This window comes from Microbulbifer mixtoriginis (SeqCode) (assembly GCF_052467515.1).
Map to the genome: position 1 here is coordinate 3,986,818 of NZ_CP174314.1, position 20,683 is coordinate 4,007,500.

The following is a 20,683-nucleotide window of genomic DNA, read 5'->3' on the forward strand; positions in this document are numbered from 1 at the left end:
TTGTCTCAATTCACCTGCGAACAGGCTTTTGCACCAATCGGTCTTACTCGTGCTCGAGCTCGAAGTTCATACCGAGAGAGCGGATTTCCTTAACCAGTACGTTGAAGGACTCCGGCATGCCAGGCTCCATACGGTGGTCGGAATCCACGATGTTTTTGTACATCTTGGTCCGCCCTTCCACGTCGTCTGATTTGACCGTGAGCATTTCCTGCAGGGTGTATGCGGCGCCGTAGGCTTCCAGCGCCCACACTTCCATCTCCCCGAAACGCTGACCACCGAACTGTGCCTTACCACCCAGCGGCTGCTGGGTAACCAGGCTGTAGGAGCCAGTGGAACGCGCGTGCATCTTGTCGTCCACCAGGTGGTTCAGCTTCAGCATGTACATGTAGCCCACGGTAACCGGACGCTCGAAAGCATCACCGGTACGACCGTCGTGCAGAGTGATCTGGCCGGAATCGGGGATATCGGCGAGGCGCAGCAATTGCTTGATCTCGCTCTCATCGGCACCGTCGAATACCGGGGTAGCCATGGGTACACCGCGACGCAGGTTCTGCGCCATGGTCATGACTTCCTGATCGGAGAACTGATCCAGTTCTTCCTTGCGACCGCCTGTGGAGTTGTAGACCTCTTCCAGGAATCCGCGCACCTTGGCGACTTCCTGCTGCTCCTTGATCATCTTGTCGATTTTGACGCCAAGACCTTTAGCAGCCATACCCAGGTGCATTTCCAGAACCTGACCAACGTTCATCCGCGAGGGAACACCCAGTGGGTTCAGAACGATGTCTACTGGCTCACCATTTTGGTCGTAGGGCATATCCTCAACGGGCTTGATTACAGAGATCACCCCCTTGTTACCGTGGCGACCGGCCATCTTGTCGCCCGGCTGGATGCGGCGTTTGATCGCCAGGTAGACCTTAACGATTTTCAATACGCCCGGAGCCAGGTCATCGCCGGACTCCAGTTTTTTCTTCTTGTCTTCGAAGGCTTCGTCGAGCAGCTTGCGACGCTCTTTCAGCTGTACTTCTGCCTTCTCCAGCTGCTCGTTGAGACCCTCGTCTTCCATGCGCAGCTTGAACCAGTCTTCACGCGGCAGAGTAGCGAGTACTTCAGTGGTGAGCTCCTGGCCCTTGCTGATACCTTTACCACCGGCAGCCTTCTGGCCCAGCAGTGCTTGCTGCAAACGCTCAAAGGTAGCGCCTTCGACAATGCGGTATTCCTCATTCAGGTCCTTGCGAACCTCATCCAGCTGCGCCTTCTCGATATCGATGGAACGCTGATCTTTCTGCAGGCCGTCACGGGTGAACACCTGAACATCGATCACGGTACCGCGGGTGCCACTGGGCGCGCGCAGGGAAGTGTCTTTAACGTCGGAAGCTTTTTCACCGAAGATTGCACGCAGCAGCTTCTCTTCTGGGGTCAGCTGTGCTTCGCCTTTAGGAGTAACCTTACCGACCAGGATATCGCCGGCACCTACTTCCGCCCCGATATATACAATGCCGGACTCGTCCAACTTATTCAGCGCAGACTCACCCACATTGGGGATATCCGCAGTGATCTCCTCACTACCCAGTTTGGTATCTCGGGCAATACAGGTCAGTTCCTGGATGTGAATAGTGGTGAAGCGGTCTTCCTGTACAACGCGCTCACTAATGAGGATGGAGTCCTCAAAGTTGTAACCATTCCAGGGCATAAAGGCGATGCGCATATTCTGGCCAAGAGCCAGCTCACCCAGATCTACAGAAGGACCATCGGCGAGGATATCGCCGCGGGTTACGCGATCACCAGTGTTAACAATCGGGCGCTGATTGATACAGGTATTCTGGTTGGAGCGGATGTATTTGGTCAGGTTATAAATATCTACACCTGCATCACCGGCTTCCACCTCAGCGTCCGCCACGCGGACTACCACACGGCTGGAATCAACACGCTCAATCACACCGCCACGCTTGGCTACCACACATACCCCGGAGTCGCGCGCTACGGTGCGCTCCATACCGGTGCCTACTAGCGGCTTTTCAGCACGCAGGGTCGGTACCGCCTGACGCTGCATGTTCGAGCCCATCAATGCACGGTTGGCGTCATCGTGCTCAAGGAACGGGATCATCGCCGCAGCGACAGAAACCACCTGCTTGGCGGAAACATCCATATACTGGATTTCACCCGGTGCCTTCAGGGTAAATTCGCCATGGTGACGCACGCTGATCAGGTCATCAATGAAGTTGCCGTTGTCATCTACTTCCGCAGACGCCTGGGCAATAATGTAATTTGCTTCATTGATCGCTGACAGGTAAGCGATTTCGTCGGTTACCTTGCCATCAACCACTTTGCGATAAGCACTCTCGAGGAAACCGTAGTGGTTAGCGCGAGCGTAAGTGGCCAGGGAGTTGATCAGACCGATGTTCGGTCCTTCCGGCGTCTCAATCGGACATACGCGGCCGTAGTGCGTCGGGTGCACGTCGCGCACCTCAAAGCCAGCGCGCTCACGGGTCAAACCACCTGGGCCCAGTGCGGAAACACGACGCTTGTGAGTCACTTCCGACAGCGGGTTGTTCTGGTCCATAAACTGGGACAGCTGCGAGGAACCGAAGAATTCCTTCACTGCAGCGGCAACCGGCTTGGCATTGATCAGGTCCTGCGGCATCAAGCCTTCGGACTCCGCCATGGACAGGCGCTCTTTGACCGCGCGCTCCACACGTACCAGACCAACGCGGAACTGGTTCTCGGCCATCTCACCAACGGAGCGCACGCGGCGGTTCCCCAGATGATCGATATCGTCCACCATGCCCTGGCCGTTACGGATATCGATCAAGGTCTTCAGTACATCGACGATATCTTCTTTGCTCAGGGTACCTTCGCCGGTCTCGTCTTCACGGCCCAGGCGACGATTGAACTTCATGCGACCAACGGCGGACAGATCGTAGCGCTCGTCGGTGAAGAACAGGTTTTCAAACAGGGATTCCGCAGACTCCTTGGTGGGCGGCTCGCCTGGGCGCATCATGCGGTAGATCTCTACCAGCGCTTCCAGCTGAGTGCGGGAAGGCTCTGCACGCAGGGTATCGGAGATAAACGGTCCACGGTCTAGATCATTGGTGTACAGCGTTTCGAAAGTCTTAATATTGAGTGTGCGTAACTGGGCGATTACTTCAGCGGTAATCTCAGCATTACACTCAACTGCAATTTCACCAGTAGACTCATCGACAATATCGTGAGCCAGAATACGGCCAAACAGGTATTCCAGTGGCGCGTCCAGCTTTTCTACGCCGGCTTTCTCCAGCTGGCGAATATGACGCGGGGTGATACGACGCCCCTCTTCCACAATCACCTTGCCCTGGCCATCTTTAATATCAAAAGAGGCCACGTCACCGCGCAAGCGGGAGGGAATCAGTTCCAGGCTAACGCGGTCTTCCTGCAGCTCAAACTTGCTGGTCTCGAAGAACATCTCCAGCATTTCCTGGGAGCTATATCCCAGTGCACGCAACAGAATTGTCGCAGGCAGTTTGCGGCGGCGGTCGATACGAACGAATACCAAGTCCTTTGGATCGAATTCGAAGTCCAGCCAGGAGCCACGATAAGGAATTACACGCGCGGCGTACAGCAGCTTACCGGAGGAATGGGTCTTGCCTTTGTCGTGATCGAAAAATACACCCGGGGAACGGTGTAGCTGGGATACGATAACACGCTCAGTACCATTAATTACAAAGGTACCGTTGTCGGTCATGAGCGGGATTTCGCCCATGTAAACTTCCTGCTCTTTGATGTCCTTAATGGACTTATTCGCAGACTCTTTATCGTAAATAATCAGGCGCACACGTACACGCAGCGGACAGGCGTAGGTCACGCCGCGCAGAGTACATTCCTTAACATCGAAAGCGGGCTTACCCAGTGTGTAGCTCACGTACTCCAGAGCGGCATTGCCTGAATAGCTGACAATCGGAAATACGGATTTAAACGCCGCCTGCAGGCCGACATCTAAGCGATCGTCGGGGCGCTTGTCGGCCTGTGTAAAATTGCGATATGAATCCAGCTGTATCGCAAGCAGGAAGGGCACATCCATGACCTTAGGCAGTTTGCCAAAATCCTTGCGGATACGTTTTTTCTCAGTATATGAGTAAGCCATTCAAATTCCCCAGCTTGATCAGTGACAAGACTTCGTGGGACTCCATTCGGGAGCCCCTCCGGGCGAGAAGCCTCTGAACAACACAGATTGCCTGTGCTGTTCAGAAACCTCTCCGCTTGCTTTCGGGCAGCGCAACTGCGCTATGGTTAAATGAGGTTTGCCACGGTTTTATACCGCCGGCACCGCTAAAACCTCAGTACCGCAAACGGCAAAAAGGCCGGCGGACAAAAGTCCACCAGCCTTACCGCTATGTGTCGTTTTAGGCGACCAATAGCGGGAATCGCAACAACCGAATTACTTCAGTTCTACAGTTGCGCCAGCTTCTTCCAGCTCTTTCTTAGCGGCTTCAGCTTCGTCTTTGGTTGCGCCTTCTTTCAGCGGGCTTGGAGCGCCGTCAACCAGTGCCTTGGCTTCTTTCAAGCCCAGGCCGGTGATGCCGCGAACAACCTTGATCACGTTCACTTTCTTGTCGCCTGCAGAAGTCAGAACTACGTCGAAAGAGTCTTTCTCTTCAGCGGCAGCTTCGCCACCAGCCGGGCCGGCTACAACTGCTGCTGCAGCAGTTACACCGAACTTCTCTTCCATTGCTTCGATCAGCTCAACAACGTCTTTAACAGACATTTCGGCAACAGCGTTGATGATATCTTCTTTAGTCAGAGACATGAGTCATTACCTGAATTGGTTTGAGCAGTAGCTGCTCGTATTTCGTTTTGAAACCGCGATTCGCTAAAGCGAATACAATTACGCAGCTTCCTGCTCTTTTTGGTCGCGAACGGCCGCAATAGTGCGGACCAGCTTGCCAGCAGATGCTTCTTTCAACACGCTCATCAGCTTGGCGATCGCCTCGTCGTAAGTCGGCAGGCTTGCCAACAATGCGACGTCGGTGATCGCGCCTTCGAAGGCAGCACCTTTCAGTTCCAGCTTGTCATTGCCCTTGGCGAACTGGCTCAGGATGCGCGCGCCGGCACCTGGGTGTTCGTTAGAGAATGCAATGATGCTAGGACCTACGAATTTGTCAGTCAGACATTCGTAATCGGTTCCTGCCAGAGCGCGACGCGCCAGAGTATTGCGGACGACTTTCAACCAAACGCCGTTCTCGCGAGCCTCTTTGCGCAGGGCAGTCATGTCATTTACGGTAACGCCGCGGGAATCCGCAACTACCGCAGACAGAGCACCCTCAGCAGCTTGCTGGACATCTGCGACAATCGCTTTCTTGTCTTCGAGTCCAATAGCCATAGTGTCACTCCTGGATTTGAAAAAAACCGGGCTTAAAGCCCGATCCGTTCCGGTGCATAAAGCTCAAATCCAGTAAAAATACTGGTTTGGGCGACACCGTCTGCGTAGGCTCAAACCTCTCAACGGCCAACCTGGCCGAGATTTGGATTAAGCCAGACACGTTAAACCTCAACGCATCTGGCACCTACGGTCTTTGACGGCCCACATTTCTGCCTAAGCATCAAGTGGACCCCAAAGTTCGATTTACTATGCGCCAACAGTGTCAGCGCACAGCTTCAATTAGATGTTCAGGGAAGACTGGTCGATAACCAGACCTGGGCCCATAGTGGTGCTCAGGGTGATCTTCTTCAGGTACACACCTTTTGCAGAAGCCGGCTTGGCCTTCTTCAGGTCTGCTACCAGAGCTTCCAGGTTCTCTTTCAGCAAGTTCGCATCGAAAGCAACTTTGCCGATACCACCGTGGATGATGCCGCCTTTGTCAGCGCGGAAACGCACCTGACCAGCTTTGGCATTTTTAACTGCGGTAGCAACGTCTGGAGTTACAGTGCCAGTCTTCGGGTTCGGCATCAGGCCGCGCGGGCCGAGGATTTGACCCAGCTGACCTACAACGCGCATCGCATCGGGAGAAGCGATTACTACGTCGAAGTCCATCTTGCCCGCTTTAACGTCGGCAGCCAGCTCGTCCATACCGATCAGGTCAGCGCCCGCTTCTTTAGCGGCATCAGCGTTTGCACCCTGGGTGAAAACAGCTACGCGAACTTCTTTACCAGTACCGTGCGGCAGAGTGGTCGCACCGCGAACAGCCTGGTCGGATTTACGCGGATCGATACCCAGGTTTACAGAAGCGTCTACAGTCTCTGCAAACTTAACGTTGGACAGCTCTTTCAGCAGAGCTACGGCTTCTTCGATGCCGTATGCTTTACCAGCTTCAACTTTCTCAGCGATTACGCGCTGACGCTTGCTCAATTTAGCCACTTAGAGACCCTCCACTTCGATACCGGCACTGCGTGCGGAACCGGCGATTGTGCGCACGGCCGCGTCCATATCTGATGCAGTCAGGTCAGCCTTTTTCATTTCTACGATCTCTTCGATCTGAGCGCGGGTAACCTTACCGACCTTGTCGGTATTCGGGCGACCGGAACCACTCTTGATCTTGGCGGCCTTGCGCAGCAGTACTGCGGCGGGCGGGGACTTCATGATGAAGGTGAAGGAACGATCGCTGTATACAGAGATCACAACCGGCACCGGCAGACCCGGCTCAAGGCCTTGAGTCTGGGCGTTGAACGCCTTACAGAATTCCATGATGTTCACGCCGTGCTGACCCAGTGCAGGACCAACGGGCGGACTTGGGTTGGCCTGACCGGCCTTAACTTGCAGCTTGATATAAGCTTCTACTTTCTTAGCCATTACAGCTCTCCTCTAGATGGGTGGTAACGCCCGCTACACCTAACCGTTAATGGTTACTGCAACTGGCTCCCCGCCCCGACCAATAAAATCTATTTTCCGGGGACGCGAAAACCCCCTTCCACCTTGCGGCGAAAGAGGGCAAAAAATTTATACTGGAATCAGGTTTTCTCTACCTGACTGAACTCCAGTTCAACTGGGGTGGAGCGTCCAAAGATCAACACAGCCACTCGCAAGCGACTCTTCTCGTAGTTGACCTCTTCGACCACACCGTTGAAATCATTAAACGGACCATCGATAACCCGAACCATTTCACCTGGCTCAAATAGGGTCTTGGGCTTGGGCTTATCGGCGGAATCGTCGATTCGATTCAGGATAGCCTGCGCTTCGCGATCAGTGATCGGAGCCGGCCTATCCGCCTTGCCTCCGATAAAACCGAGCACTCGAGGAGTTTCTTTTACCAAGTGCCAAGTATCGTCATTCAGTTCCATTTCCACCAGGACATAACCGGGGAAGAACTTGCGCTCACTCTTGCGCTTTTGCCCTGCTCGCATCTCCACCACTTCTTCGGTGGGAACCAGCACTTCACCAAACAGGTGATCCATTTCGTGCAGCTCAATTCGCTCCTTGAGAGAGCTAGCTACACGCTTCTCATAGCCCGAGTAAGCCTGGACCACATACCAATGCTTTGACATGTATCAACCTTTAGCCGATGAGTTTGGATGCCGCCCAACCTAAAGCGGAGTCCAGCGCCCAGAGAATTAGCGCCATAATCAACACAAAAACCACCACAATCACAGTCGTCTGGGTGGCCTCTTGACGAGTCGGCCAAACCACGCGCCTGACTTCCGTTTGCGCTTCGCGCAACAGTTGCCAGAGTGCATTACCCTTCGCAGTATTCACCGCGACAACCAGGGCAGCCAGGCAGATTGCAGTCACTGCCAGCACGCGGTAAATCAGGGGGAATTCGGCATAATAAGAATTGCCCGCTACAGCACCACCAACCAGCAGCACTATTAGCAGCCATTTCAGGCCGTCAAGACGAAAGGTTTTCGCTTCTGCTTTAGCATTCATATATGAAGCCCTTAGCGCACTACAGAGTAAGTCCTTAGTGCTCAAAAACACAAAAGCCCCACTGACAAGTAGGGTCTTGCGACACCCCTAAACTTATTTCAAGTGGAGTGTTTAAAATGGCAGGCCAGGAGGGACTCGAACCCCCAACACCCGGTTTTGGAGACCGGTGCTCTACCAATTGAACTACTGGCCTGTACAGCTTGGATGCTTTAGCACCCGAAGATAAAGAGGGCTACAGACCACCCTCTCATCTACTGCGCCACCAGGGAACCCTGGCGACACGAAGATCAAAGATTACTCAATGATCTTAGCAACAACGCCCGCACCTACGGTACGACCACCTTCGCGGATAGCGAAGCGCAGGCCGTCTTCCATGGCGATCGGAGCGATCAGGGTAACAACCATTTGAATGTTGTCGCCCGGCATTACCATTTCAGTGCCTTCCGGCAGCTCAACCGCACCAGTTACGTCGGTAGTACGGAAGTAGAACTGAGGACGGTAGCCTTTAAAGAACGGGGTGTGACGACCACCTTCGTCCTTGGACAGGATGTACACTTCCGCTTCGAACTTGGTGTGCGGAGTGATGGAGCCCGGCTTAGCCAGTACCTGACCACGCTCTACTTCGTCACGCTTGGTGCCACGCAGCAGCGCACCGATGTTCTCACCAGCACGACCTTCGTCGAGCAGCTTGCGAAACATTTCAACACCAGTACAGGTAGTGGTGGTGGTTTCTTTAATACCAACGATCTCAACTTCGTCGCCAGTGTTAATTACACCACGCTCTACACGACCAGTTACTACGGTACCACGGCCAGAAATGGAGAATACGTCTTCGATCGGCATCAGGAACGGCTGATCTACTGCACGCTCCGGCTCAGGGATGTACTCGTCCAGAGTTTCTACCAGCTTCTTAACAGCGGTAGTACCCATTTCGTTGTCGTCTTCGCCGTTCAGGGCCATCAGAGCGGAACCAACGATGATCGGAGTGTCGTCACCTGGGAACTCGTACTGGTCCAGAAGTTCGCGAACTTCCATTTCTACCAGCTCGAGCAGCTCTTCGTCGTCTACCATGTCCGCTTTGTTCAGGAATACAACGATGTAAGGTACACCTACCTGACGGGACAGCAGGATGTGCTCACGAGTCTGCGGCATGGGGCCGTCAGCAGCGGAACATACCAGGATAGCGCCGTCCATCTGAGCAGCACCGGTGATCATGTTCTTAACGTAGTCGGCGTGTCCCGGGCAGTCTACGTGCGCGTAGTGGCGAGTCGGGGACTCGTACTCAACGTGAGAAGTAGCGATGGTGATACCGCGCTCACGCTCTTCCGGAGCATTGTCGATACCGTCAAAAGCAACAGCGTCACCGCCCCATACTTCCGCACATACGCGGGTCAGAGCAGCGGTCAGGGTGGTTTTACCGTGGTCAACGTGACCGATGGTGCCCACGTTCACGTGGGGCTTGGAACGTTCAAACTTTTCTTTTGCCATTGCAGCCTCCTAATATAGATGAGCCGCTAGCGGCACCACCCACGTACAGAACATGCGCATCCGACCCGGAAAAGCCCGACCCCGGACACAAACAACCGCAAGAGCTCTCACTCTTGCGGCTATTAAAAAATGGAGCTCATGGGCGGATTTGAACCGCCGACCTCACCCTTACCAAGGGTGTGCTCTACCCCTGAGCTACATGAGCAAATCAACGCCTTTCTAGGCGACCACAAGGCTTGCCATTTTGGAGAGCATTCCAGCCGAACCCATAGCTGGAGCGGGCAGCGGGAATCGAACCCGCATCATCAGCTTGGAAGGCTGAGGTTCTACCATTGAACTATGCCCGCTTGCGGGAGCCTCCAGACAAAACTACCTGTCTTGCCGGCAACACCTTACGGTGTAAAAAATGGTGCAGGGGGGTGGATTCGAACCACCGAAGCTTTCGCGTCAGATTTACAGTCTGATCCCTTTGGCCACTCGGGAACCCCTGCCTCAATGCGGGGTGCATTTTCTACACCTTCCGCCGCACTGTCAACATTTTTTTCTTTAAATTTCACAGACTTAGCTGAAAAATCTAATATCGAGCAGCGCCGGGATAAAAATGGAGCTGGCGAGAGGAGTCGAACCCCCGACCGGCTGATTACAAGTCAGCTGCTCTACCAACTGAGCTACGCCAGCCCTATCCCGTCCATTGCCGAAGTTGAATAGTCACCCTCGTCAATGGAGGCGGGATTCTATGGGAAGTTATCCCGACACGCAACACCCTTTTTGCAGAAAAATCAGAATTTTTATGTCGCCTGTTGCCACGTATAGAAAAATACGGCGAACCTTGTTTCACGGCTGGGGACCTAGACCTCCAGCCCACCCCCATCAACCGGACACTTCTGCACAAAGATTGCGGCGACGATCCAGCTCGGGATGCTCTTGCTGCAACTGCAACCAAAAATCCGGGGCTAAACTATCTGAGGCGCCTGGCGCCAATACGATCCAGCGTTCGACGTGGGTCTGAGGCTCCTCGCGGAATTGAGCCCGTATGCCTTTCTCGATCAACTCACCTGTCAGAGATTCAGCACGCGAACGCTCACTGAAAATGCCAAAGGAAATACCATCTGCCAACGCACCTTTGGGGATCACATAACTATCTATTCCCTGTGCCTGCAATTCTCGTAAACGATTGTAGGCTTCTCGCCTGGAATTCAATGGTGGCAGAAAAACCCAGTACCGCATCTGCCCTTGCATCTCCACATCTCGTAATACGGCAGAAACCTGCAGGGACTTTAAGCGCTGTACTATCGCCTCTCCAAGTGACTCCTCCGCAAATGGGCCAAGCAAAGTGCAGAGCTGCTCAGTAGAGCTTGCCTTTGCGGGCGACACGGGAGCTACCGGCACAGGAGATAGCTCCTGAGGAGAAATCTCATTGACCAGGGCAATACTCTGGACCTGTACCTCCGCCCTTTTATCGGCAACCCTTATTCTCTCTTTATCAGAGGTTGAAGTACCAACAAACCAAGCAAAGACGCCGAAATTCAACAGTATTAAGAAAAGAGCTATCCAGCGCATAGGGTGTTATTTATTTCAAGGATTACTTAACGCCAAGCCATCCATTACCAGCTCAGGAACCAAATGGTGCTCCCGCTGATAAAGAGCTGACAGCACTGGGGCATCGCCGCCTGTCAACCACAACAGCGGTTCTTCAGCACAGTATCCACGCAACTCTTCCAGTGCACGATCGATGGCACCAAGCACCATAAGCAGGAGGCCTCGGTTTATGGCTTCATCGGTACTACGGCCTGCACCGAGGGACTCCGTTAGAGCAATATCCTGCGCACTTTTAGCCGCATGAGTATCCAGATACAAAGAACGTTGCATAAGGCCGACACCAGGGACAATGTAGCCCCCTAAGTGACGCCCGCTATTGTCGACCAAATCCAGAGTGACCGCGCTGCCGCAGTCGACAATTAGGGCCGCCCGCCGCTCTCGATCATAGGCAGCCAGCATAGCCAGCCAGCGATCAGTGCCGAGCAGGCAGTGATTATCATAACCACAGGCTACCCCAGCGCACTCCAGCAGTACCTGAGAAAACTCCACCTCAAGTGAAAACAACTCCTGAATATGCCCGATCAGCGTCTCCGCAACTTGCGGTCCGGCCACATTGACCACGCGTACTCTCCGCGGATCCAACAGATCCCACCCGTCGGGCAAATGCCCATCGCGCAGATCGGCAGTCATAAAACTACCCCTGGCGCTCACCTGTAATTCATCTAACAGGCGCCACTTGCCCCGGGTATTACCGATATCCAGTTCGAGAATCAAACCTGCCCCCGTAAAGAAATCTCACCACCATGGAAGTGTTGCAATTGCCCGTCCATATTTAACTTCAAAGCACCCTTTTCACTAACGCCAACTGCAACTCCGCGCCAGGTCTGACTACCTGTCTGCAGAGTAACCTTTTGCCCAGCAAACTGATCCAGCTTCATCCAGGCTTCACGGTAAGCAACAAAACCTTGTTCGGTATAGCTGTATAAAAGCGGTAGCAGCTCAGTCAGAATCGCTGCCACCAATTGATTGCGAGATATTCCGGGCTTCACTTGTTGCAAGTCTGCCCATGGCTGATCTATTGCCGTGGCAATCTCACTTCGCAGGCCACTATTTAAGCCAATACCAATCACCACAGCACAGCGATCCGTAAGATCGCCTTTAAGCTCCAGTAAAACACCAGATAACTTTCGACCGCGACACCAAACATCATTTGGCCATTTGAGACGAACATCTGGTACCGAAAAGCGCTCCAATGCCCGGGCAATAGCCACCCCAACGGCGAGGCTCAACCCTTCGAGGCATTGCACCCCCCCATTGAACTCCCACCCAATGGATAGGCTGATGCCCGTCCCATAGGGGCTAACCCATTGCCGACCACGACGACCGCGGCCGGCACTCTGCCGCTCGGAGAGCAGTGCAACCCCGTGCCCTCTTCCCTCCTCCATGAGTGATAGCAACTGGGTATTGGTGGAGTCCACCTCATCAAATAGCATCAACTCTCGCAATAGCGCCCCGGCTTGCTCACCCAATGTGCTGTAAATTTTTTCTGAGGACAGGAGCTCCAAACCACCAGGCAAGCGGTAGCCTTGCCCCTTAATGGACTCCAAAGCCAATCCGTACTGCTCTAGCTTCTGTAACTGTTTCCAAACCGCAGCCCGGCTTACTCCTAGAGCCAACCCGAGCGCCTCGCCAGAGTGCGTCTCGCCATCAGCCAATAATTCCAAAACTGGGCGCAATGGTTCCAGTGGACTTTTCTTAATAGTGTCTAACAAGGTAATTAACTTTTTATATAGCGACGGAAATAGCGGTGCCCTAAGCTGGTCAGCACTTCATAACCTATGGTGCCAGCGTATTCAGCCACCTCATCTACGGTCAGGTCTTTATTCAGTATCTCAATCGATTGGAGAGATTCCCGCTCCTCTTGAGAGAGAGCAGAAATATCAAACGTTGTGGAATCCATGGAAATCCGGCCAATTATCGGCAGTTGGCGGCCATAGGCCCAGCCACAACCGCGCCCTCCCTGAGCCCGGATTATCCCATCGGCATATCCACCACGGGCTACCGCCAACCAGCTGCCCGCTGCTATTTGTTGGGTAGCTCCATAGCCTACCCATTGTTCACGACTGACAAATCGCTTTTGCACGATAGGCAGACTGAGTGCCACAGCTGAGCGCATAGGGTTTGTGGTCCCGGGTATTGGATTGACGCCATAAAGCGCAGAGCCCGGCCGCGCAATATCAAAGTGATACTCTTCACCTAGGAAAATACCCGATGAATTGGCGAGACTCAGCTGAACCTCAGGGCACAGGGCCCTCAACCTTTCCCCAGCCGCTTTAAAGCTACGCAACTGAATATTGTTTTGTGGATGCTGGGGTTCATCCGCACAGGCAAGGTGGCTCAGCAAAATACGAATATCCGCCGAGCGCAACAACTGACTATCTCTTAGCAGTAGGTCAAACTCTTCGGGAGACATACCCAGGCGAGTCATACCCGAATCTATCTTTACCGCACAAGGCGCCTTAATCCCCTCGCTAACCGAAATATCCACCCAGTTGCGCAACTGCTCTAGTGTGAAAAGTGTCGGCATTAATCCTGCGCGTGCACATTCCAGCTCTGCCCCGGTGCGCACCCCAGTCAAGATAACAATGCGAACGCTATCACCCAGCTCTTTACGCAGGCGCTCCCCTTCCGTTTGCGTTGCCACAAAAAAGTCTCGGCAACCCTGTCTATATAGAGCCGGCACTACCTGATTCATACCAAGGCCATAGGCATCCGCTTTGACTACTGCGCCACAGCGAGTACCCGCTGCCAGTCGCTTAGTCAGATCCAGGTAGTTGTCAGCAATGGACTGCAAATTGATACTCAGCAGACCCTCGCGAAAATCGTTCATGCCATTACAACTCTCAGTTCACCAGCTAGGTTGCCCCAAGTAAGCTTTCACGCCGTAAAGCACGGGCACCTACTAATATACACAGCCCGACCAAAGAAAGGGTGACCAGGGAACCAGCTATCACCAGGGAGACAGAAACGGACTCCCCAGCCATTAATGCACTCAACCACTGCTGCTGCCCGATAAGTGGAGTCAACTGCCACAAGGGCGAGTCCAGTTCAATATTGGACAATTTCAATACAATTAACAGTGTGACAGGTAGAGCCTGTAAAATACTCAGCTGAATCTGGGCATCTTTAAAGGAACGGGAACGCAGAGATAGCAGAATCTGCAATACCGCAACCAGAAGTGCTAAGGGCAGTAAAATAAGACTTATCGCCATCAGTTCATTGATACCAGCTGAAAAGCGGACACCAATCTCAGCCAAGGGAAGCAAGCTCAGTGAAACAGTTAAAACTGCCAGAGAAAGAAGTGCACCAAACCAACCAATACTGGTAACGGCTACAGCTTTCGCCACCACAAGTTGCCAGCTGTTTATAGGCTGCTGTAATAATACCTCGATGGTCATGCGTTCACGCTCCCCAGCAGAAGTATCAATAGAGGGGGCCGCACTACACACTAGCAGTGCCATTATCAGTAACAAGGGAACCATCAGTCCCCAAATTGCCAATCCTCGACTGGACGGCGTACTGACATCCCGCACCTCAAGCTGCCACGGTACTAAAACCTGAGTTGCTAAACCTCTGGCCGCTAAACGCTGCCGCACAATCACCTGCTGAAATAGCGCCAACTGCTGCTGCACCAGCTGTGCAGCACGCCCCGCAGACTGATCGGCACTATTTACATACAGATAAATCTTGGGAGATAACAGGCTTCGATAATCTTCAGTAAAGTTTTGCTCTATTCGCAAAACCACATCATATGTATCTGCTAAAAGCGCTTGAGGAGTCCCTTCTTGCAAGCGCTCAATTCTCAAGTCCCCTGTCTGTAACTGCTCCTCCAACAGCGGCGCATACTCAGCCCCAATAATAGCTACATCAAAGGAGGTATCAGACATTACTTTCAAAGATAAAGCGCCACTACTAATGATCAGCACAGGGAACATTAAGGTGAAACCTAGCGTGATCATTAGGGCGCGTCGATCACGCCAAATTTCGCGTAACTCTTTAAAAAGTAATGCTCGCATCTGCAGAGAAAATAGATCTTTAAAAATCATCCTACCGGCTCACCGCATTTGTCTTTTTCTAACAAATTCCCATAGGCAAGCTCCACAAAGCTATCCTCAAGGCTTGCGGAGCCAGTCTGTTGTATAAGTTCATCCGGGGTCCCGTTCCCCACTATCGAACCTCCCGCCATGACTAGAACTCTGTCAGATAGCTCGAGCACTTCAGCCATAATATGGCTGGAAAATAAAACAGCAGTTCCCTCTGCCCTCAAGCGCAAAAGCGTCTTACGTAACAGGCGAGCAGCAAGTATATCCAACCCCCGGGTTGGCTCATCGAGCACCAAGTGACTCGGACGATGCACCAATGCTCTAGCGAGAGAAACTTTCATTCGCTCTCCCTGAGAAAACCCCTTGGTTCGGCGATTCCACAGGTTCGATAGCTCTAATTCTTCCTTAACCGATTGCAGTGCAAATTCTAATTCTGACCCAGTCAGCCCTTGAGCACAGGCAAAAAAGGATAAATATTCTGCAACAGTGAGCCGCTCATAAAACCCCTCCCTATCACCTACAATACCAAGCTGCCTACGAGCACCTTTTGGATTTTTACAAGGGTCTATATCACCAACAAAAACTTTACCGTTATCTGCCTTCAAAAGACCGGCAATAATTCTCAGGCACGTGGTCTTCCCTGAACCGTTAGCACCAAGCAAGGCCGTTATCTGGCTATTCGGCACAGAAAAGCTAAGATTGCGCAGTATAGAAACCCCAGAAAATTGCTTATTTATCCCCTCAACCTTAATCACGGTGCATTCTCCCCAAGCTTTCCACTCGCAGTGGTAGTCGTTACACCCTGCATTATCTCTGGCCCATAAATTCCACTCAGAAACGGTGGCCTGTAAATTTCATCAATACAGGTCGTTGCCAATTCTTTCCCTGAGGAGTTCAGGAACTCTTCGATTAATCTCGGCACACAACCTCTCATGGAATTAATATGACCACCGCTAGTAATGATTAAATGCTGTTTATTGGTCAAGTAGCCAAGTTGTTTTTCGGCATACCTTGGAGGTGTTATTGGATCGGCTTCCCCAGAAATTAGTAACACCGGGTGCTCTCGATGTTGTGGTTTTGCATAGTAGCGATCGGCTACAGGCCAAACTTCACAACCACGTTCAAATATCTCAAGAAAAGCATTTCCCGCAAAAGACCCATTAGTATCAGCTAAAACCTCCTCCTCACTGATACGGGATAATTCTTCCGCACAAGCAATAGAAAGCGTTAAGCCAAGGGACATACCTAACGCTGACTCGGGAAATAAACCAGTAATACCCGCAAGCGGATAATAATTCCCCAAGCCAGCCTGCTGAATAGCAAAGGGTAATTGTGCAGCAGCTTCTGGAGAGTAAAGGGCGGCACGTATGGTATTTTGTAGCACCCAACGAGACATTGAGTGCTTCATTGGCTTTCCCGTCACAGGATCAGGGAAATCCATGGATTTAGACTCATCCCATTGACTTAATAATTTATCCAATACCTCCCTCCAGTTTCCAAACTTAGAGCAGCTAAACTCTAAGCTGCAATCACGCATCAGTATTTGAATAGCGTCTTCCGCAGCTGCCGCACTCAGAAAGACTTTAGTATCGATAGGTGCAACCGCATCGAGCACCAATGTTTTCAAACTGTTCGGATGCCACTGTTGATAAAGAAGCGCTGTTCGGGTCCCCCAAGATCCCCCCCAAAGAGATATTTGCTTGTGATTAAAATACTTTCGTACCTTTTCCAGGTCCTCAACCGCTTGTCGACTACTCAATGAATTAGCAAAATTAGCCTGCTGTAGATAACACTGCTCCAATTCTTTGGAAATCAGTGATAAATCCATTGGTGTATGCCGATCTATACCACAACCAAATGACCGAGAGTGCCCGGTTCCCCTCCGATCAACCATGACTATTGCCCGCTTCTGATTAATTTTTCGGAATGTGTGCAATAGCGGAATCAGACCACTCGCGGCCTGACCTGGACCACCAGCGAGAAGATATAAAGGCTCTCGCTGCGTCTCATCTAGAGCCGGTGACACAAATACTGCTAAATTTACCTTGCTATCTCCGTGCCCCACTGAAATTCGCTCGCACCTTAATGGGTGCCGCCAACCATCCAAATAGCATTCCTGCGTATTAGATAATTCCTTTGCAGTTATTACCGGCACTAATAACAAGACGCTTAATATGGCGACAGCAGTTCGAAGACTGTTTACCCCTAACACGTTATTATTCTCCTTAATCTATGGTGCCAAGCATCGCAGTGTATCCAACTTCCAACATCTCTGTCCCCAGCCACTCAATCTCGAAGAATTGCATTAGCACCCATCTGCTCTGAGTGGTAAGGTTTCAGTTTTAGCTTGCCCATGACTGCACCCATGAGCTTTTCAGACCGTGAAAAACACTTAATTCGAGCCGCTTTTGCCTGGGGCCAGATCACCCAGCAGGAGGGCTATACACTTTCTGACCTTGAAATTGAGAAGTCGGTACTTTTCCGTCGCTTACTTGGTGGCCGACCAGCACTGGCTTTTCCTCCCCCTCTGCGCCACGGTTTTCCCTGGTATGAAGTTATTGAGGGCCGTGCTGAGCATATCGTCAGTGCTTCTGAAGCATCTCCCGAGTGCAGCATCATCGCGCCAGGATGTAAAATTGGTGAAACTTGCATACTGATTGATGGCGCTTTTTGGCGAGTGGTTGAAACCATTTCTGAGCGGGAAGAATATATCGTTGAGTGGGGACAATACCCCATGCAATGGCGATTAAAAAAACACTGGGAAGTCAATTATGAGATGACCCAACAACTACACAGCTTCCGCAGAGACAACCCCACCGCCAAAGTCTCCTTTGACAATTACCTTAGCCAAAGAGACTATCGAGAATTCCGTATTGATGACGATCAAACTGTCTGGTTGTGTGAGTGGCAGCTTAGCCGTATAAGCCTCCCTGGCTGGGTTTGGGTAGGTACCTTACTATCCCCAACCAACACAGATTTTGTTCCTGTTGACGAAGACTCTCTCGGCCCTATAGTCTTTGGAGAACCTGGAAAGGAAGCCGGTATTGCCTGGCTCCGTATAGAAGAAGCTGGCGCCGAAGCTCGTTTTGTCAGGCTCAATGGCACACATGATTACCAATCCCTCTCCAATGCCAGTGCAACCCACCTGAAGGGCTTGTTACATAGTCTGCAGGAGACACAGGAAGATATTGAGATAATAGACTGCCAGGCAGGTACAGTTATTCGGCACTTTACTCTTCCCTCAGCTCTTGTTCCCCTTGATGAATTACGCTTGAAAGAAATGCAGTATGATCTAGTTCCGGACAATGCCTATGAGCAGGTCAATTAATTCAAGTTTTAAGTACTTTCAGAAGCCCCTCTCTAGGGGCTTTTTATTACTCCCCTTTTACACACAGCCAAATATCCTTCCAAGTTACCCACAACAGCAAGGCATATTTCTGTTTCCTGCTGATGACCATTCCATTAACAGGCTGTTACTAACAGAATCCATGGATAGAGCTGTGTATAACTCAGGGATATCCACGCTCAGGCCCCTGTTTCCGCGGGGCTCTTTTCAACGGGCAAAAAAACACCAGCCATTTATCCACTTTCCAGCGCTTGGCGTTATTAACAGAAAGTCTGGATAGACTTGTGCATAACTGCGGTATATCCGCGCCAGGCCCCGTGGTTGCACAGGTTCATTAAAACGTGCAAAAAATCACCGGTATTTTTATTGATATTTCTGCGCCGTTTTTTCAACGCAATGATTTTTCTAGGTTAAAGAGCACTTTTTAATTTCAGATGTTTTTTTGGTGGTGTTTGAGGTACAGATTAAATAAAGCGCGCTATTTTTTTGTATTTCCATTTTTTCCTTACAGAAAAAACTTAAGAAAGCGCTTTATTTATAGGAGGGAAGGTTCCTCGGAGCTTTTTAGAGTCTGCGCTTTTTTAATTGACTTTTACCGAGTTGGATTTTTCGGCGGGAGTGTTGCGAGTAAAAATTCGATTGGGCTTTTTATTTTTTATTCTCTGTTTTTATTTTTTTATGCATTCAATTTTTTTGTACATAAAAAAAGGGCCACCCTGTTGGGTGGCCCTTTCGGATTAGAAGCCTGACGATGACCTACTCTCACATGGGGAAGCCCCACACTACCATCGGCGATGTTGCGTTTCACTTCTGAGTTCGGCAAGGGATCAGGTGGTTCCACAACTCTATTGTCGTCAGGCAAACTGGCTTGGGTTGGCGTTGGTCTTATAAGCAATCTGCTTGGCCTGCCGCGTTATCGCTGTTTGCCTCGGTCATGTTGTTGACCGGCGATAACCCCAAATAAGTCGGTAAAACAATCTGTAGTAATACACCGCAAGCGATCATTGTGTGTCTTTCATTCCACAATCCGCTAGCTTAGCTAGTCGTTAGTAACCATCTCTGTTGTATGGTCAAGCCGCACGGGCAATTAGTACTGGTTAGCTCAACGCCTCACAACGCTTCCACACCCAGCCTATCAACGTGGTAGTCTTCCACGGCCCTTTAGGACTCTCAAGGAGTCAGGGAAATCTAATCTTGAAGGAGGCTTCCCGCTTAGATGCTTTCAGCGGTTATCCCGTCCGAACATAGCTACCGGGCAATGCCACTGGCGTGACAACCCGAACACCAGAGGTTCGTTCACTCCGGTCCTCTCGTACTAGGAGCAACTCTTCTCAAATTTCCAACGCCCACGGCAGATAGGGACCGAACTGTCTCACGACGTTCTAAACCCAGCTCGCGTACCACTTTAAATGGCGAACAGCCATACCCTTGGGACCGGCTTCAGCCCCAGGATGTGATGAGCCGACATCGAGGTGCCAAACACCGCCGTCGATGTGAACTCTTGGGCGGTATCAGCCTGTTATCCCCGGAGTACCTTTTATCCGTTGAGCGATGGCCCTTCCATACAGAACCACCGGATCACTATGACCTACTTTCGTACCTGCTCGACATGTCTGTCTCGCAGTCAAGCGCACTTATACCATTATGCTCATTGCATGATTTCCGACCATGCTGAGTGCACCTTCGTACTCCTCCGTTACTCTTTGGGAGGAGACCGCCCCAGTCAAACTACCCACCATACACTGTCCTCGATCCGGATAACGGACCAGAGTTAGAACCTCAAACATACCAGGGTGGTATTTCAAGGACGGCTCCACAGTAACTAGCGTTACTGCTTCAAAGCCTCCCACCTATCCTACACAAGTAGGCTCAAAGTTCAGTGCAAAGCTGTAGTAAAGGTTCACGGGGTCTTTCCGTCTAGCCGCGGGTACACTGCATCTTAACAGCGATTTCAATTTCACTGAGTCTCTGGTGGAGACAGCGTGGCCATCGTTACGCCATTCGTGCAGGTCGGAACTTACCCGACAAGGAATTTCGCTACCTTAGGACCGTTATAGTTACGGCCGCCGTTTACCGGGGCTTCGATCAAGAGCTTCGCCGAAGCTAACCCCATCAATTAACCTTCCGGCACCGGGCAGGCGTCACACCCTATACGTCCTCTTACGAGTTTGCAGAGTGCTATGTTTTTAATAAACAGTCGCAGCCACCTGGTCACTTCGACCGGCCTCAGCTTAGGGAGCAAGTCCCATCACCAAAACCGGCGTACCTTCTCCCGAAGTTACGGTACCATTTTGCCTAGTTCCTTCACCAGAGTTCTCTCAAGCGCCTTGGTATTCTCTACCTGACCACCTGTGTCGGTTTAGAGTACGATTCACT

The 20,683-nt window shown here is 51.7% G+C and carries 16 protein-coding genes, 5 tRNA genes and 2 rRNA genes (1 of these 23 cut by a window edge); 1 reads left to right on the forward strand and 22 read right to left on the reverse strand.

Annotated features, from left to right (window positions below):
* Positions 1 to 43 precede the first annotated feature (43 nt).
* The 20 genes from rpoB to ACJJIT_RS17265 form a co-directional block, all read right to left on the reverse strand.
* Positions 44 to 4,117, reverse strand: a complete 4,074-nt coding sequence (rpoB, locus tag ACJJIT_RS17170; protein WP_444887950.1) for a DNA-directed RNA polymerase subunit beta — start codon at positions 4,115 to 4,117, stop codon at positions 44 to 46.
* Between the two features lie 294 nt (positions 4,118 to 4,411).
* On the reverse strand, positions 4,412 to 4,780 hold the full coding sequence (rplL, locus tag ACJJIT_RS17175; protein ID WP_252084407.1) for a 50S ribosomal protein L7/L12: 369 nt from the start codon (positions 4,778 to 4,780) through the stop codon (positions 4,412 to 4,414).
* Positions 4,781 to 4,858: 78 nt separating this feature from the next.
* Positions 4,859 to 5,353, reverse strand: coding sequence for a 50S ribosomal protein L10 (gene rplJ / locus ACJJIT_RS17180; RefSeq protein WP_020411124.1), 495 nt, complete (start codon positions 5,351 to 5,353; stop codon positions 4,859 to 4,861).
* 279 nt (positions 5,354 to 5,632) lie between these two features.
* Positions 5,633 to 6,328 carry a 50S ribosomal protein L1 gene (gene rplA / locus ACJJIT_RS17185; RefSeq protein WP_152451120.1) on the reverse strand — a complete coding sequence of 232 codons (696 nt, stop codon included), beginning with the start codon at positions 6,326 to 6,328 and terminating at the stop codon, positions 5,633 to 5,635.
* Complete coding sequence (rplK, locus tag ACJJIT_RS17190) at positions 6,329 to 6,760, reverse strand: 50S ribosomal protein L11 (protein ID WP_252084406.1); 432 nt, start codon at positions 6,758 to 6,760, stop codon at positions 6,329 to 6,331.
* A gap of 158 nt (positions 6,761 to 6,918) precedes the next feature.
* Positions 6,919 to 7,452 carry a transcription termination/antitermination protein NusG gene (gene nusG, locus ACJJIT_RS17195; protein WP_252084405.1) on the reverse strand — a complete coding sequence of 178 codons (534 nt, stop codon included), beginning with the start codon at positions 7,450 to 7,452 and terminating at the stop codon, positions 6,919 to 6,921.
* Positions 7,453 to 7,462: 10 nt separating this feature from the next.
* Positions 7,463 to 7,831 carry a preprotein translocase subunit SecE gene (secE, locus tag ACJJIT_RS17200; RefSeq protein WP_152451114.1) on the reverse strand — a complete coding sequence of 123 codons (369 nt, stop codon included), beginning with the start codon at positions 7,829 to 7,831 and terminating at the stop codon, positions 7,463 to 7,465.
* A 117-nt stretch (positions 7,832 to 7,948) separates the two neighbouring features.
* Positions 7,949 to 8,024 (reverse strand) — tRNA-Trp (locus tag ACJJIT_RS17205).
* Between the two features lie 101 nt (positions 8,025 to 8,125).
* The gene (gene tuf, locus ACJJIT_RS17210; protein WP_252084404.1) at positions 8,126 to 9,319 is read right to left on the reverse strand and encodes an elongation factor Tu; all 1,194 of its coding nucleotides are present in this window, start codon (positions 9,317 to 9,319) and stop codon (positions 8,126 to 8,128) included.
* A 130-nt stretch (positions 9,320 to 9,449) separates the two neighbouring features.
* Positions 9,450 to 9,524 (reverse strand) — tRNA-Thr (locus ACJJIT_RS17215).
* Positions 9,525 to 9,592: 68 nt separating this feature from the next.
* Positions 9,593 to 9,666 (reverse strand) — tRNA-Gly (locus tag ACJJIT_RS17220).
* A 60-nt stretch (positions 9,667 to 9,726) separates the two neighbouring features.
* A tRNA-Tyr gene (locus ACJJIT_RS17225) sits at positions 9,727 to 9,810 on the reverse strand.
* A 111-nt stretch (positions 9,811 to 9,921) separates the two neighbouring features.
* Positions 9,922 to 9,997 (reverse strand) — tRNA-Thr (locus tag ACJJIT_RS17230).
* Between the two features lie 192 nt (positions 9,998 to 10,189).
* Positions 10,190 to 10,879: an SPOR domain-containing protein gene (locus ACJJIT_RS17235; protein WP_444899141.1), complete on the reverse strand. Its 690-nt coding sequence runs from the start codon at positions 10,877 to 10,879 to the stop codon at positions 10,190 to 10,192.
* Between the two features lie 15 nt (positions 10,880 to 10,894).
* On the reverse strand, positions 10,895 to 11,632 hold the full coding sequence (locus tag ACJJIT_RS17240; protein ID WP_444899142.1) for a type III pantothenate kinase: 738 nt from the start codon (positions 11,630 to 11,632) through the stop codon (positions 10,895 to 10,897).
* Positions 11,629 to 12,630 carry a bifunctional biotin--[acetyl-CoA-carboxylase] ligase/biotin operon repressor BirA gene (gene birA / locus ACJJIT_RS17245; RefSeq protein ID WP_444899143.1) on the reverse strand — a complete coding sequence of 334 codons (1,002 nt, stop codon included), beginning with the start codon at positions 12,628 to 12,630 and terminating at the stop codon, positions 11,629 to 11,631. The genes ACJJIT_RS17240 and birA overlap by 4 nt, the downstream gene beginning before the upstream one ends.
* Positions 12,631 to 12,635: 5 nt before the next feature.
* A complete protein-coding gene (gene alr / locus ACJJIT_RS17250; RefSeq protein WP_444899144.1) occupies positions 12,636 to 13,748 on the reverse strand; it encodes an alanine racemase in 1,113 nt (370 codons plus the stop codon).
* A gap of 25 nt (positions 13,749 to 13,773) precedes the next feature.
* On the reverse strand, positions 13,774 to 14,964 hold the full coding sequence (locus ACJJIT_RS17255; protein ID WP_444899145.1) for an ABC transporter permease: 1,191 nt from the start codon (positions 14,962 to 14,964) through the stop codon (positions 13,774 to 13,776).
* Complete coding sequence (locus tag ACJJIT_RS17260; RefSeq protein ID WP_444899146.1) at positions 14,961 to 15,716, reverse strand: ABC transporter ATP-binding protein; 756 nt, start codon at positions 15,714 to 15,716, stop codon at positions 14,961 to 14,963. The genes ACJJIT_RS17255 and ACJJIT_RS17260 overlap by 4 nt, the downstream gene beginning before the upstream one ends.
* Positions 15,713 to 17,173: an alpha/beta hydrolase gene (locus ACJJIT_RS17265; RefSeq protein WP_444899147.1), complete on the reverse strand. Its 1,461-nt coding sequence runs from the start codon at positions 17,171 to 17,173 to the stop codon at positions 15,713 to 15,715. Before ACJJIT_RS17265 ends, ACJJIT_RS17260 begins: the two co-directional genes overlap by 4 nt.
* Before the next feature lie 153 nt (positions 17,174 to 17,326).
* On the opposite strand from ACJJIT_RS17265, the gene ACJJIT_RS17270 reads away from it, so the two are divergent.
* Entirely contained in the window at positions 17,327 to 18,289 is a 963-nt protein-coding gene (locus ACJJIT_RS17270) for a hypothetical protein (RefSeq protein ID WP_444899148.1), read from the forward strand.
* A gap of 761 nt (positions 18,290 to 19,050) precedes the next feature.
* Here the strand turns inward: ACJJIT_RS17270 and rrf are convergent.
* Both rrf and ACJJIT_RS17280 read right to left on the reverse strand, forming a co-directional pair.
* Positions 19,051 to 19,166 (reverse strand): 5S ribosomal RNA (gene rrf / locus ACJJIT_RS17275).
* Positions 19,167 to 19,373: 207 nt separating this feature from the next.
* A 23S ribosomal RNA gene (locus ACJJIT_RS17280) occupies positions 19,374 to 20,683 on the reverse strand; it runs 1,571 nt beyond the window's last position.

What these genes read in the sequence shown, in the direction of transcription:
- rpoB (WP_444887950.1), bottom strand. Translation starts at nt 4,117, where the DNA reads ATGGCTTACTCATATACTGAGAAAAAACGTATCCGCAAGGATTTTGGC.
- rplL (WP_252084407.1), bottom strand. Translation starts at nt 4,780, where the DNA reads ATGTCTCTGACTAAAGAAGATATCATCAACGCTGTTGCCGAAATGTCT.
- rplJ (WP_020411124.1), bottom strand. Translation starts at nt 5,353, where the DNA reads ATGGCTATTGGACTCGAAGACAAGAAAGCGATTGTCGCAGATGTCCAG.
- rplK (WP_252084406.1), bottom strand. Translation starts at nt 6,760, where the DNA reads ATGGCTAAGAAAGTAGAAGCTTATATCAAGCTGCAAGTTAAGGCCGGT.
- nusG (WP_252084405.1), bottom strand. Translation starts at nt 7,452, where the DNA reads ATGTCAAAGCATTGGTATGTGGTCCAGGCTTACTCGGGCTATGAGAAG.
- secE (WP_152451114.1), bottom strand. Translation starts at nt 7,831, where the DNA reads ATGAATGCTAAAGCAGAAGCGAAAACCTTTCGTCTTGACGGCCTGAAA.
- tuf (WP_252084404.1), bottom strand. Translation starts at nt 9,319, where the DNA reads ATGGCAAAAGAAAAGTTTGAACGTTCCAAGCCCCACGTGAACGTGGGC.
- ACJJIT_RS17235 (WP_444899141.1), bottom strand. Translation starts at nt 10,879, where the DNA reads ATGCGCTGGATAGCTCTTTTCTTAATACTGTTGAATTTCGGCGTCTTT.
- alr (WP_444899144.1), bottom strand. Translation starts at nt 13,748, where the DNA reads ATGAACGATTTTCGCGAGGGTCTGCTGAGTATCAATTTGCAGTCCATT.
- ACJJIT_RS17255 (WP_444899145.1), bottom strand. Translation starts at nt 14,964, where the DNA reads ATGATTTTTAAAGATCTATTTTCTCTGCAGATGCGAGCATTACTTTTT.
- ACJJIT_RS17270 (WP_444899148.1), top strand. Translation starts at nt 17,327, where the DNA reads ATGAGCTTTTCAGACCGTGAAAAACACTTAATTCGAGCCGCTTTTGCC.